We start from the raw sequence: 12779 nt of genomic DNA, 5'->3' as shown, positions 1-12779 counted from the left end.
TGCTCAGTGCGCGCCGGCGGCGGCTTCCGCCGCGCCCGTATCCTTGGCGCGCGTCGGGCGTGCAAACCACACCAGCCCGGTCAGCAGCAGGAACACGATGGCCGAACCGTAGAAAACGTCCAGCGCCGACATCGTGAACGCCTGGGTATCCAGCATGCCGTTCAAGGTGTGCAGCGCCTGGCTCGCCGACATGCCCAGCGTCGACAGGCCGTGCATGATCTGGTCGTAGGCCTGTGAACCGGGCACGGCCGTTTCGGTCAGCCGCGCATGGTGCAGCGTGGCGCGGTTTTCCCACAGCGTCGTCGCGATGGATGTGCCGAAGGCCCCCGCGGTCAGGCGGCAGAAGTTGGACAACCCGGCGGCGGCCGGGATGCGCCACGGCTCCAGCCCCGACAGGGTAATGGAGGTCAGCGGCACGAAAAAGGCCGCCATGGCCGCGCCCTGGATGATCGTGGGGATCATCAACGCACCCATGTCGGTCTGCGGCGTGAAGCTGGCGCGCATGTAGCAGACCAGCGCGAAGACGCAGAAAGCGAAGGTGACGATCTGCCGCGGATCGCGCGTGGCCAGCATGCGGCCCACCACGGGCGTCAGGAGGATGGCCAGTATCCCGACCGGCGCGGTGACGAAGCCGGCATCGGTCGCGGTGTAGTTCATATTGCTTTGCAGCCACAGGGGCAGCAGCACGACGTTGCCGAAGAATACGCCGTAAGCGATGGCCAGCGTCGCGGCGCCTATGGTGAAGTTGCGTCCCTTGAACAGGCGCAGGTCGACGATGGGATGGCTTCCCGTCAGCTCCCAGATGATGAAGAACACGAACGCGATCACCGTGACCACGGCCAGCCCGATGATGGTCGGGCTTTGGAACCAGTCCAGCTCCTTGCCTTTGTCCAGCATGATCTGCATGGCGCCGACCCATATCACCAGCAGCACCAGGCCGACCTTGTCGATGGGCAGTTTGTGGGTGACCGATTCACGGTCCTTGTAGATGCGCCAGCTGAACCAGGCCGCGATCAATCCCACCGGGACATTGATATAGAAAATCCACGGCCAGGAATAGTTGTCGGATATCCAGCCCCCGAGCAGCGGCCCCGCTACTGGCGCCACCAATGTCGTCATCGACCAGACCGCCAGCGCCATGCCTGCCTTCTGCTTGGGAAAGCTGGCCAGCATCAGGGTCTGCGACAAGGGAATCATCGGGCCCGCCACCGCGCCCTGCAGCACGCGAAACGCGATCAAGGCTTCGAGCGTCGGCGCGAAGCCGCACAGCCACGACGCGATGACGAACAGCAGCGTCGACGTCACGAACAGCCGCACCTGGCCGAAGCGCTGTGTCAGCCAGCCGGTCAGCGGCACGGTAATGGCATTGGCCACCGCGAAGGACGTGATGACCCATGTGCCCTGGCTGGTGCTGACGCCCAGGTCGCCAGAGATGGTCGGGATGGACACGTTGGCGATCGACGTGTCCAGCACATTCATGAACACCGCCGTGGACAACGCGATGGACCCGACCACCCGCAGGCCGCCTTCCAGGGGAGGGTAGCTGGCGGGCCGCTGCTCCGCCGGGGCGGCCGGCGCGTCGGCGCGAGCGGTGTCGGCGTTGCTGGCGGGATTCATTGCGCGAGGTTCTCTTTGACGATTTTCTGGATCATGTCGTCGACCTGCTTGTGGTCGGGCTCGAAGGCCTTCGTTTCCAGCGCCGGCTGCGCGCGCGCCGTCTGCTCCGTGACCGCCGCGCCATCTTTCTTGCTGAGATCGACTTCAACGTCCATGGAAAGGCCGATGCGCAGCGGGTGCGCTTTCAGTTCCTGTGGATCCAGCGCGATGCGCACGGGCACGCGCTGCACGACCTTGATCCAGTTGCCGGTCGCGTTCTGCGCCGGCAGCAGGGCGAATGCGCTGCCCGTGCCCGCGTCCAGGCCGATGACCTTGCCATGGTAGGTGACACTGCTGCCGTACAGATCGGCCGTCAGCGTGGCCGGTTGACCCACGCGCATTTCGCGCAGCTGGCCTTCCTTGAAGTTGGCTTCCACCCAGACCTGGTCCAGCGGCACGACGTTCATCAAGGTGTTGCCCGGCGCGACGCGCTGGCCGACCTGCACGCTGCGTCGCGCCACCATGCCGGTGACCGGCGCCGGCAGCACGGTGCGCGATTGCGCCAGCCATGCGTTGCGCAGCTCGGCTTCCGCTTCGCGCACGTCAGGATGGTTCTCCACCGTGGTGCCGTGCGTCAGGGCCTGGTTGGTGGCCAGTTTGGCCTTGGAAGCCTCCAGCGCGGCCTGGGCCTGCGCCACGCCGGATTCAGCGGACTTCAGCGTCGTCTGCGCATGCAGGATTTCTTCGCCGCTGACACCGCCCGACTTGGCCAGCGTCTGGCGCCGCGCCAGGTCGCTGCGCGCTCGCGTCAGGTCGGCCTGCGCGCGTTCCAGGTCGGCCTTGCCCACGCCGACGTCGGCCGCGAGGGCATCGTTCTGCACGTACAGGGTCCGCACCTGGCGCACGGTCTGCGCCAGCTTGGCTTCGGCCTGGCGCAGGGCGATGTCGGTATCGGACGGGTCCAGGCGGACCAGCGGGGCGCCCGCTTCGATCGTCTCGGTATCGTCCGCTTCGATGGCCACCACGGTGCCGGGCACCTGGGGCGTGATCTGCACCAGGTTGCCATGGACATAGGCATCGTCCGTGCCTTCGAAATGCGAGCCGACCAGCCACCACCAGACGCCGTAGGCGATGGCGATCAGCACGAACACACCCGTTGCGATCAGCATCAGGCGCTTGCGTTTGGGATTGGAAGTTTGAGGAGCGTTCATTACGTCGGTCCGATATTCTTCAATGGGTGGTGTTCGAGGTGTCCTGCTGGGCGATTTCCGCATTGGCGGGCGCCGGTACATAGCCGCCGCCCAATGCATTGGCCAGCTCGGCGTCCAGCTTGTAGGCGCGGAAGCGCAGATCCGTTTCCAGGCGCGCCTGCGTCAGCACGTCGTTCTGCGCGACCAGCACGATCAGGTAGTTGCCCAGTCCCGCCTTGTAGCGGTTCACCGCCAGGTCGTACGCCGCGTCGATCGACTGGCGCGCCTGGCGCTGTTCCACCGTTTCGCGATCGAGCAGTCGCAAGGCATCCAGCGCATCCGCGACCTGCCGGACGGCGTCGAGTACGGTCTGGTTGTAGTCCGACACCGCCAGGTCGGTGTCCGCACGGCGGCCGGCCAGGTTCGCGTTTAATTCGCCACCATGGAATATCGGCAGCGAGATGGCGGGGCCGATGTTGGCCGTGCGGCTGGCGGCTCGCAGCAGATTGTTGGTGCCCAGCGCCTGGAAGCCGATGAAGGCAGTGATGTTGACGTTGGGATAGAAGTCCGCCTTGGCCACGTCTATGGTCTTGCGGGCGGCTTCCGCGCGCCAGCGGGCGGCGACGACGTCGGCGCGATGGCCCAGCAACTCCAGCGGGACAGAAGCGGGAAGGCCGCCCGCCGGCACGGTCAGGTTGGCTTCCTGCAGGCTCTGGCCGCGGGCCGGGCCCGCGCCGGCCAGCGCCGCGACCTGGTTGCGCAGTTGTGCCAGCGTGGTCTCCACTTGCGTTGCCTGCACCTTGGCCGAGGCGAGCTGCGATTCCGCCTGCTTGACTTCCACCTGGGTGTCCAGGCCGGCACTGAAACGCTGCCGCGTGATGGACAGGGCTTCGTCCCGCTGCGCGATGATGCGTTGGAGCACCTTGCGCTGCGCGAAGGCATTCTGCAGGCTCAGGTAGCTCTGCACCATGGCGCTGGACAACATGGTGCGGGCCGCCTGCCTGTCGGCCTCGGCCGCCTGTTCGCGCGACAGCGCGGACTGCAGTGCCGAGCGGTTCTTGCCCCAGAAATCCAGCTCATAGCTGAAATCCAGTCCCAGGCGGTTGTCGCTTTGCACCGATCCCGCCAGCGGTTCCGGATAGATGTACGTCTTCGAGATATGTTCGCGCTGTAGCGAATAATCTCCGTCCACGCGGGGCAGCAGGGGAGCGCGGGCGCCGCTGACGGCGGCATTGGCCTGCGCCAGCCGGGCCTGGGCCGCGCTGATGGATGGATTGTTCGCCAATGCTTCCTGCACCAGCGCATCCAGCTGGGGATCGCCGTAGCGCTGCCACCACTGCGTCGTCGGCCAGGCGGCGGCCTGGTCCGACAGGCCCAGCTTGTGCTCCGTAAGCTCGGCCACGGGCGTGGGACCTTTCTCCATGAAGGCGCAACCGCTCAAGGCGATCACCAATAGCAAAGTAGACAGGCGTTTCATAGCGATTAGCAGTGGGGGCCGACGACGATGGAAAGCTGGACAGGCGTTTCGCGGCGAAGAAACGGGTGTAAGCGGGTTGTCATTTGATTGATCAGTTATTAATTGACTAGACAGCTAATTAGGCGAAAAAAACGGTTTCCCATGCGTCAGCCCTTGGGCGGCGGCACTGGGGCGGAGCCGTTGGCCAGCATGCGGCGCAGGAAATGGGTCAACAGTTCGACCTCATGTTCGGAGAACCCGCGCAGATAATGGTTAAGCGTGCGGGCGATGTTCATCGGGATCTCCCGGACCATGGCTTCGCCTTCTTCCGTCAGCTCGATCTTGATGACCCGCCGATCCTGCTCGCTGCGCTGGCGGCGCAGCAGTTTCTTGGCTTCCAGCCGGTCCAGCGTGCGCGTCATCGCACCCGTATCGACTTCGTTCAGGCGGGCAAGTTCAGCGGCGGTATCGGCGCGCCCCAGTGCCACCATGGCGACGGGACGCCATTGCGTTGCCGTCAGGCCGAGCGGCGCCATCTCCTGGTCCAAGGCCCGATTCAGGGAATTGAAGACCAGACGGATAAGGTAACCGGGGTTGTCCTCGACCCGGGTGCGGTCGCAGCGGTAAGGCGGCGATTCGTCTGATGGGGCAATGGGTTCTGTGTTCATGGCAAACAAGTTAACTGCCTAGACAGTTATTGTCAAGTTAAGTTTTCTGACGAAAGGCTGACTGCCGGGGCCCGGCGTTGGCGCGGGCCGGTGTAGCGCGCGGAGCAGGGCGGCGCATGACCGCCGCGCGCCAGAAATGCCGTGCAAAGACCCGGCGCGGCCACATAAAATCCCGGCATGAATTCCACCGTCGCAACATCCGCCGCGCCCGCTTTCTCGAATCGTGCCGCGGGATTTTCCCTGGCCGCCCTGGGCGCCATCCTGTTTTCCGGCAAGGCCATCGTCGTCAAATTCACCTACGAATACGGCGTGGACGCGGTCACCTTGATCGCATTCCGCATGCTGTTTTCGCTGCCTTTCTTCGCGTTCATTGCCTGGCGGCAGTCGCGCCGGGCCGTCCGGGGCGAGATTCCGGTGTTGACCCGCAAGGAGTGCTTCAAGGTCGTGCTGCTGGGGCTGATCGGCTATTACCTGTCGAGCTTTCTGGACTTCCTGGGCTTGCGCTATATCAGCGTCGGGCTGGAGCGGCTGATCCTGTTCCTGGCGCCTACCCTGGTGTTGCTGATCACGGCTTTCTGGCTCAAACGGCCCATTGCCGGCCGCCAGTGGCTGGCCTTGCTGCTGTCCTATCTGGGCGTGGTGCTGGTTTTCGCCCATGACATGGCGCAGACCAGTGGCAGCGCGGTGCTGCTGGGGTCGGCGTTCGTTTTTGGTTCGGCCTTTTCCTATGCCTTGTATCTGATCGGTTCGGGCGAACTGGTCAAGCGGGTGGGGCCGATGCGCCTGACGGCGTACGCGATGTCGGTGTCCAGCATCGCCTGCCTGCTGCAATTCTTCATGGTGCATCCGCCCGGCGTGCTGATCCAGCCGCCGGGCTTCTACGGCCTGTCCCTGATCCACGCCACCGTCAACACGGTCCTGCCGGTGTTCATGATCATGGCGGCCGTGTCCCGTATCGGCCCCCCACTGGCCGCGCAACTGGGCATGCTGGGCCCCGTATCGGTACTGTTCCTGGCATTCTGGTTTCTCGGCGAGCCGGTCACCGCGTGGCAACTGGCGGGCACCGCCTTCGTGCTGGCGGGCGTGTTCGTGCTGACGGCCCGCCGCCAGGCTGCATCGAAGAACAATTGACACTGCGCGCGGCTGCGACGCGCATGGATGATTCGACTCTTACCCACGACGAACACAAAGAAGGAGCGTTGTATGGCCAGCAATACTGTCAAGGCAATCCAGTTGGAGGCCCACGGCGGCCCGGAAGTCCTGAAGTTGGTTGACGTGGAGGTGCCCCCGCCCGGTCCCAACGAAGTGACGGTGCGCCAGCACGCCGCCGGCTTGAATTTCATCGACATCTATTACCGGACCGGCCTGTACCCGCACCCGCTGCCGCACGGCTTGGGCTTCGAAGGCGCGGGCGTGGTGGAAGCGGTCGGTAGCGAAGTCACGCACATCAAGAAAGGCGACCGCGTCGCCTACGGCCAGAGCCCCCTGGGCGCTTACGCCGAAATGCGCAACGTGCCGGCAGCCAATGTGGTCCAACTGCCCAAGGGCATCGGCTTCGACGAAGCGGCGGCGATGATGCTCAAAGGCCTGACGGTGCAATACCTGTTCCGCCAGACCTACCGTCTGCAGGGCGGGGAAACGATTCTGTTCCACGCTGCCGCCGGCGGCGTGGGTCTGATTGCATGCCAATGGGCCAAGGCCTTGGGCGTCAAACTGATCGGCACGGTGTCCAGCCCGGAGAAGGCCGAACTCGCGCGCGCGCACGGCGCGTGGCAGACCATCGATTATTCCCGGGAAAACGTCGTCGAGCGCGTGCTCGAATTGACCGGCGGCAAGAAAGTGCCGGTGGTCTATGACGGCGTCGGCAAGGACACCTGGGAAATCTCGCTGGATTGCATCGAACCGCGCGGGCTCATGGTCAGTTTCGGCAACGCGTCCGGTCCGGTCAGCGGTGTCAACGTCGGCATCCTGAATCAGAAGGGTTGCCTTTACCTGACCCGGCCGTCCCTGGGCCTGCACGTCAATACGCCCGCCAAGCTCAAAGCGGCTTCTGACGAGCTGTTCGGCCTGGTGCTGAAGAAGAAGATACGCATGCGTATCGACCAGCGTTATCCCCTGGAAGAGGCAGCCGAGGCACAGATGGCGCTTGCGTCGCGCAAAACCACGGGTGCGACCGTGCTCACGCTGGATAACTGAAACAGGCAGCGCTGAAGTGCGGGCACGCGATTAACAGATGCTCGCACTTTCTGCACATCCGGTCACCGCAACCGTGTCCCGCGTTCGATAAATTGGCCATGTACATCACGCAAGGAGATGACATGACTCTTAAATTGAGCGCTATATCGTTGGCCGCGGTTGCCATTCTGGCGGGGTGCTCTTCGCCCTCGGTCGTGAACACGCGGGACGGTTCGCAAATCGTGACCCCGGACAAGCCGGAATACGACAAGAAGTCGGGCATGTACCAGTACGAGCAGAACGGCCGCGACGTCCAGATCAACAAGGACGACGTGAAGTCCATCGAGCAGGTCAAGTAGGGCCGGCCTGCGGATACAGCCCCGCGCTATCTACCCAAGGTATGTACCATCCGGGAAACACCATCCGGGAAAACAAAACCGGCGCCTCGGGCGCCGGTTTTGTTTGATGTCGTGGGAATCTATTGCGCGTCGCCGTGCTCGCGGTGGTAACGGGCGACCATTTCCACTTCATTGCGCGAGCCCAATATCACGCTGACCCGCTCATGCAACTGGGTCGGTTCGATATCCAGAATGCGCTGCGTGCCGTTGATGGAGGCGCCGCCAGCCTGTTCCACGATCAGGCTCATGGGATTGGCTTCATACATCAGGCGCAGTTTCCCCGGCTTCGACGGTTCGCGCGCATCCCAGGGGTACATGAAAACGCCGCCTCGCGTCAGGATGCGATGGACGTCGGCCACCATGGAAGCCACCCAGCGCATATTGAAATCCTTGCCGCGCGGGCCCGCTTTGCCGGCCAGGCAATCGTCGACATATCGTTTCACCGGTGGCGCCCAATGGCGCATGTTCGACATATTGATGGCGAACTCCTTGGTGTCGGCCGGAATCTGCATGTTTTCATGCGTCAATACCCAGGATCCCATTTCGCGGTCCAGCGTAAAGCCGATCACCCCGTTGCCGACCGTCAGCACCAGCATGGTCTGAGGCCCGTAGACCGCATAGCCGGCGGCGACCTGCCTGCTGCCGGCCTGCAGGAAGTCTTCTTCCGTTACCGGCTGGCCATGCGTGTCATGCGGCGCCTGCAGCACCGAAAAAATGGTGCCGATGGACACATTGACGTCGATATTGGACGAGCCATCCAGCGGATCGAAAAGCAGCAGGTATTCGCCCTTGGGATAGCGGTTGGGAATCAGGTGGATGGTTTCCATTTCTTCCGAAGCCATGGCGGCCAGGTGCCCACCCCATTCGTTGGCTTCGAGCAGGATCTCATTGGACAACACGTCCAGCTTCTTCTGGACTTCACCCTGCACATTCTCGGATTCCAGGCTGCCCAGGACCCCGCCCAACGCGCCTTTGCTGACGGCATGGCTGATCGCCTTGCAGGCGCGCGCCACCACTTCGATAAGCAGGCGGACTTCCGGGCCGACGGCCTGGGCTTCGCGCTGCTGCTCGACTAAATACTGAGTCAGGGTTTTACGTTTCAAAAGGTTCTCCTCGAACACACGATTTTCAGGCAGCCAATTCCAGCGCCTTGGATACGATTTCGCTCACGTTGCGCGACAGGCCGTCGTGCGCCCGCACCGCCTGCAGCGCTGTCCGCATCGGCTCCCGCAAGGACGGCACGAAGCGCGACCAGTTGTCCATGGCGCGCGCCAGCCGGGCAGCGACTTCCGGATTCAATGCGTCCAGCGCCAGCACCTGTTCCTGCCAGTAGCGATAACCTGAGCCATCGGCCGCGTGCAGGCCGCGCGCATTATTCAGGCAGAACTGGAATACCAGCGCGCGGGCGCGATTCGGATTGCGCAACGTAAAGGCGGGATGTGCCATCAGGCCACGCACCGTGTCGACCGTGGTGGCGCGTGCGGTGGCCTGCAGCGCAAACCATTTGTCGATGACCAGCGGGTCATGTTGCCATTGTTCGTAGAAGTGGCTCAGCGTGCGCGTCGCGACGTCTTCGTCGCCGTAGTTCACCAGGGCCGTCATGGCCCCCAGGCGGTCGGTCATGTTGCCCGCCTGTTCGTACTGCTCCAGCGCCCATTGCGCGGCCTGCGCATCGCCACTTGCCAGCAGTTGACTCAAGGCCATGTTTTTCAACGCGCGCTTGCCGGTGGGTTCCGGCGCCGGGCTGTAGGGGCCCGGCGTCTGGCTGTCGGCGAACGCCGTGCGCCAGAGTGGGGCCAACTGCGTGCCGATCTCATCGCGCAGGAAGTCGCGCGCGGCCGCCAGCGATGGCGGGTCCATGGCGGTCATGCGTTCCGCCAAGGTCTTCTCGGAAGGCAGGGATAGCGCGCGGGCGCGATAGGCGGCGTCCAGCCGCGGATCCTCCAGCAGCGCGCGCCAAGCGGCGATGAAGGCGGGACTGCTCTGCAATGGCGCGCCCGCCTGCCGCGCCGCGGTCAGGCGCAGGATCTCCCGCGTGGCCAGTTCCTGGCCGGCTTCCCAGCGTGCGAACGGGTCCGTGTCGTGGGCCGACAGCAGGGCCAGTTCTTCATCGCTCCATGGATATTCCACGATGACCGGGGCCGAAAAGCCGCGCAGCAGCGATGGCACGGGCGCGCTGGGAATATCCTCGAATACCCACTGTTGGCGCTCCTGCGTCAATTCCAGCAGTACCGTCTCGCTTTCCATCCCATCCACGCGCAGCGTGATGGGTTGTCCGTCGCGGCCGAGCAGACCCATGGCGAACGGGATATGAAAAGGCTTTTTGCCGCCAGCGGGGGGCGCGGTTTTCTCCACCCCTACCGGGGCGCATCGCTGCGACAGCGTCACCGTGCAGCGCCGCGCGTCCGCGTCATACTGCAGGTCCACCGCGACGCGCGGCGTGCCGGCCTGGCTGTACCAACGCCGGAATACCTGCAGATCGCGACCCGGATGCTGGCGGCTATATACGGATTCCATGGCGGCGACAAAATCGTCGCAGGTCACGGCCTGGCCGTCGTGGCGGCGGAAATACTCGTCCATGCCCGCGCGGAATCCGGCTTCGCCCAGCAATGTGTGCTGCATGCGGATGACTTCGGCGCCTTTCTCATAAACCGTGGCGGTATAGAAGTTGCCGATTTCCTGGTAGCTCTCGGGGCGTATCGGGTGTGCCATCGGCCCGGCGTCCTCCGGAAACTGCGCGGCGCGCAGCGTGACGACATCGTCGATGCGTTTGACCGCGCGCGCGCTGGCGGCCGCCTGCGCATCCATGCCATCGGCCATCACGTCGGCGCTGAACTCCTGGTCGCGGAATACCGTCAGGCCTTCCTTGAGACTGAGCTGGAACCAATCGCGGCAGGTGACGCGATTGCCGGTCCAATTATGGAAATATTCATGGCCGATAACGGCTTCGATCGCTTCGTAGTTGGCGTCGGTGGCTGTGTCGGGATCCGCCAGGACATACGCGGCATTGAATATGTTCAAGCCTTTGTTTTCCATGGCCCCCATATTGAAATCGCGCACCGCGACCACCATGAATCGATCCAGGTCCAGTTCCAGGCCGAACCGGCGCTCATCCCAGCGCACCGACCGCACCAGCGACTCCAGCGCCCATTCGGTCTTCGATTCCGAGCCAGGATCGCTATAGACCTGCAGCAGCACCTCGCGCCCGGAGGCGGTCTTCAGTCGCGTTTCCCTGTGGGTCAGGCGTCCGGCCACCAGCGCGAACAGATAGCAAGGCTTGGGAAACGGGTCTTCCCACACGGCTTCGGCGCGCCCATCCGGCAGGGTGCGCTGCTCCAGCAGGTTGCCATTGCTGAGCAGCACGGGGTATTCGCTGCCCGCGCGCAAGGTAACGCGGTAGCGCGACATGACGTCCGGACGGTCGGCAAACCAGGTAATGCGCCGGAAGCCCTCCGCCTCGCATTGCGTGAAGAAGTTGCCACCGGACACGTAAAGACCCATCAAGGTCGAATTCGCCGACGGCCTGCAGCGGCTGACGATTTCGATGGTCGCGCTGGCGCCCAGGTTGGGCAGCGTCAGCATATGTTCGTCCACGCTGTACTCGCCGTGCCCCAGTGCGCGGCCGTCCACGGCCACCGAAACCAGTTCGAGCTCGCTGCCGTCGAGCTGCAGCGGTTCGCCTTCGTGGCCGGCGCGGCGCCGCACCGCCAGCCGGGAGGTGACCGTGGTCGCGTCCGGATCCAGATCGAACGCCAGCGCGACCTCCGGGATATCGAACGGGTAGGGCTGGTAATCCTTGCGGTAGACGGTAATGGAGCTTTCGGTACGCATGGCCTGGCCTGTCGTGATGGGTTGGACGTTATTGTAGGTCGGGCTTGCGCCGCGCCCTTGCCGCAAGCCGCAAAACTTTGCTTCCGGTTTCCTGTCCAACGGGATGGACAGCCATTATGATGCTTGTCCGAGACCGACGACGCCTCGCCGTTTCGCAGGAGATTTCATGTACCGAGCCGATTCATCCCGCATCCGCCGCTTTGCTCAGGCGTTGGCCCTGCTGCTGCTGGCGGGCCTGGTTGCCGGATGCGCGACCACACCTACCGTATCGGCGCGAGTGACGTCGTTCCAGGATTGGCCAGCGGGCGCGACGGGCCAGCGTTATCGTTTCGTGCCGGCCGACCCCAGCCAGAATAACAACCTTGAATACCAGAATTTCCAGGATATGGTGCGCAGCGGCATCAGCCCGACCGGACTGGTGGAGGCGCAGGCGGGGCAGCCAGCGCGCTTCGACGTGTCGTTCAAGTATGGCGTGACGCAGACGCAGGTAAATGTCCGTCGTCCCGTCGATCCTTACTTTTATGGCGGCTACGGCCCGGGTTTCTATGGTGGCCGTTATTGGGGTAGCCCGTGGGGGCCGGGAATGTGGGGGCCCGATTGGGTGGATATGCCTTCGGTGGCATACCGCAATGCCTTGACGGTGGAAATACGCGATGCGAGCCAAGGTGGCAAGGAAGTCTATCGCGCCACCGCCTACAGCGTATCCGGCAACGACCGCTTGCTGGCGGTGATGCCTTATCTGGTACGCGCCATCTTCGATAATTTCCCGGCGAACAATGGTTCGGAGCGGGAAGTACGCTACACAATGGGCCGTTAGGGCGAAGACGCGAGGGTGGCCGCGCCGGCGGCAAGGCCATAAGGCACCGGCACGTGTTTATTCCGCGTGAAAGAAAAAGCCCCGCGCTGTCGCGCGGGGCCGGGAAGGCAAGGCAGGAATCGTTAATCGAATCGTCAGCCTGCGAAACGACAGGAACGGTTCCGTTATTGAATGAGAAAGCTCTCGCGCGTCGCGCCCGCGGCTTCGGCCGCGGTGAGCCAGCGCGGCGGCTTGCCCCGGCCGCTCCAGGTTTCCTTGGTATCGGGATGACGGTATTTCGGCGCGACGGCGCGCTTGGCTGGCGCGGCGGCTGCGCCCGGGGTGCTCCTGCGGGCCGGGCCCCGGCGCGTGGCGGGCTTGCCGAAGGCAGTGGCGATTTCTTCGGGCGTGATGCTGTATTCACGCATCGAACGAATGATGGAGGCTACAACGGGCTTGCGACGCTTCATCTGCAGCGCCTCAGACTTTTTGCGTAGCTTGTCGATCTCTTTTTCGATCCTGGCTTGCTGCGCGGAGTAGGTCTCTCTTGGCATGGTATATCGTTCCTTATTATGGAATTTGATTTTCCGTCCCGATTATAGTTATTTTGTCGACAATAGCATAAAACGAGTTGGGGATAATCCCAGGAATTCTTGAATCTATTTGTTT

11 protein-coding genes are annotated in these 12779 nt (G+C 63.7%); 4 read left to right on the top strand and 7 right to left on the bottom strand.

Annotated features, from left to right (window positions below):
* Nucleotides 1–3: 3 nt before the first annotated feature.
* The 4 genes from CAL12_RS17845 to CAL12_RS17830 all read right to left on the bottom strand — a co-directional run bounded on the left by CAL12_RS17845 (nt 4) and on the right by CAL12_RS17830 (nt 4910).
* Nucleotides 4–1617, bottom strand: coding sequence for a DHA2 family efflux MFS transporter permease subunit (locus CAL12_RS17845; RefSeq protein ID WP_086065862.1), 1614 nt, complete (start codon nt 1615–1617; stop codon nt 4–6).
* Nucleotides 1614–2807 (bottom strand): HlyD family secretion protein, encoded by a 1194-nt coding sequence (locus CAL12_RS17840; protein ID WP_086065861.1) that lies wholly within the window; start codon nt 2805–2807, stop codon nt 1614–1616. Before CAL12_RS17840 ends, CAL12_RS17845 begins: the two co-directional genes overlap by 4 nt.
* 19 nt (nt 2808–2826) lie before the next feature.
* Nucleotides 2827–4263 (bottom strand): efflux transporter outer membrane subunit, encoded by a 1437-nt coding sequence (locus CAL12_RS17835; protein WP_086065860.1) that lies wholly within the window; start codon nt 4261–4263, stop codon nt 2827–2829.
* A 146-nt stretch (nt 4264–4409) separates the two neighbouring features.
* Nucleotides 4410–4910 carry a MarR family winged helix-turn-helix transcriptional regulator gene (locus CAL12_RS17830; RefSeq protein ID WP_086065859.1) on the bottom strand — a complete coding sequence of 167 codons (501 nt, stop codon included), beginning with the start codon at nt 4908–4910 and terminating at the stop codon, nt 4410–4412.
* Between the two features lie 177 nt (nt 4911–5087).
* On the opposite strand from CAL12_RS17830, the gene CAL12_RS17825 reads away from it, so the two are divergent.
* The 3 genes from CAL12_RS17825 to CAL12_RS17815 all read left to right on the top strand — a co-directional run bounded on the left by CAL12_RS17825 (nt 5088) and on the right by CAL12_RS17815 (nt 7444).
* The gene (locus tag CAL12_RS17825; RefSeq protein WP_086065858.1) at nt 5088–6041 is read left to right on the top strand and encodes a DMT family transporter; all 954 of its coding nucleotides are present in this window, start codon (nt 5088–5090) and stop codon (nt 6039–6041) included.
* A gap of 72 nt (nt 6042–6113) precedes the next feature.
* On the top strand, nt 6114–7106 hold the full coding sequence (locus CAL12_RS17820; protein WP_086065857.1) for a quinone oxidoreductase family protein: 993 nt from the start codon (nt 6114–6116) through the stop codon (nt 7104–7106).
* Between the two features lie 122 nt (nt 7107–7228).
* A complete protein-coding gene (locus CAL12_RS17815; protein WP_086065856.1) occupies nt 7229–7444 on the top strand; it encodes a YgdI/YgdR family lipoprotein in 216 nt (71 codons plus the stop codon).
* Between the two features lie 119 nt (nt 7445–7563).
* On the opposite strand, the gene CAL12_RS17810 is transcribed toward CAL12_RS17815, so the two are convergent.
* Both CAL12_RS17810 and pepN read right to left on the bottom strand, forming a co-directional pair.
* Nucleotides 7564–8586, bottom strand: a complete 1023-nt coding sequence (locus CAL12_RS17810; RefSeq protein WP_086065855.1) for a class 1 fructose-bisphosphatase — start codon at nt 8584–8586, stop codon at nt 7564–7566.
* Between the two features lie 25 nt (nt 8587–8611).
* Complete coding sequence (gene pepN / locus CAL12_RS17805) at nt 8612–11314, bottom strand: aminopeptidase N (protein WP_086067960.1); 2703 nt, start codon at nt 11312–11314, stop codon at nt 8612–8614.
* A gap of 166 nt (nt 11315–11480) precedes the next feature.
* On the opposite strand from pepN, the gene CAL12_RS17800 reads away from it, so the two are divergent.
* Nucleotides 11481–12131, top strand: a complete 651-nt coding sequence (locus tag CAL12_RS17800) for a DUF4136 domain-containing protein (RefSeq protein WP_086065854.1) — start codon at nt 11481–11483, stop codon at nt 12129–12131.
* A gap of 164 nt (nt 12132–12295) precedes the next feature.
* Here the strand turns inward: CAL12_RS17800 and CAL12_RS17795 are convergent, their stop codons facing one another.
* Nucleotides 12296–12664 (bottom strand): H-NS histone family protein, encoded by a 369-nt coding sequence (locus CAL12_RS17795; RefSeq protein WP_086065853.1) that lies wholly within the window; start codon nt 12662–12664, stop codon nt 12296–12298.
* Between the last annotated feature and the right edge of the window lie 115 nt (nt 12665–12779).

This window comes from Bordetella genomosp. 8, assembly GCF_002119685.1.
Taxonomy (GTDB): domain Bacteria; phylum Pseudomonadota; class Gammaproteobacteria; order Burkholderiales; family Burkholderiaceae_B; genus Bordetella_C.
Note: the sequence above shows the minus strand (reverse complement) of the source record. Positions and strands in the feature narration are given on the sequence as shown.

Bases quoted from the DNA above. Each gene is read 5' to 3' on its own strand.
- CAL12_RS17845 (WP_086065862.1), bottom strand. From the start codon at position 1,617: ATGAATCCCGCCAGCAACGCCGACACCGCTCGCGCCGACGCGCCGGCC.
- CAL12_RS17840 (WP_086065861.1), bottom strand. From the start codon at position 2,807: ATGAACGCTCCTCAAACTTCCAATCCCAAACGCAAGCGCCTGATGCTG.
- CAL12_RS17835 (WP_086065860.1), bottom strand. From the start codon at position 4,263: ATGAAACGCCTGTCTACTTTGCTATTGGTGATCGCCTTGAGCGGTTGC.
- CAL12_RS17830 (WP_086065859.1), bottom strand. From the start codon at position 4,910: ATGAACACAGAACCCATTGCCCCATCAGACGAATCGCCGCCTTACCGC.
- CAL12_RS17825 (WP_086065858.1), top strand. From the start codon at position 5,088: ATGAATTCCACCGTCGCAACATCCGCCGCGCCCGCTTTCTCGAATCGT.
- CAL12_RS17820 (WP_086065857.1), top strand. From the start codon at position 6,114: ATGGCCAGCAATACTGTCAAGGCAATCCAGTTGGAGGCCCACGGCGGC.
- CAL12_RS17815 (WP_086065856.1), top strand. From the start codon at position 7,229: ATGACTCTTAAATTGAGCGCTATATCGTTGGCCGCGGTTGCCATTCTG.
- pepN (WP_086067960.1), bottom strand. From the start codon at position 11,314: ATGCGTACCGAAAGCTCCATTACCGTCTACCGCAAGGATTACCAGCCC.
- CAL12_RS17800 (WP_086065854.1), top strand. From the start codon at position 11,481: ATGTACCGAGCCGATTCATCCCGCATCCGCCGCTTTGCTCAGGCGTTG.
- CAL12_RS17795 (WP_086065853.1), bottom strand. From the start codon at position 12,664: ATGCCAAGAGAGACCTACTCCGCGCAGCAAGCCAGGATCGAAAAAGAG.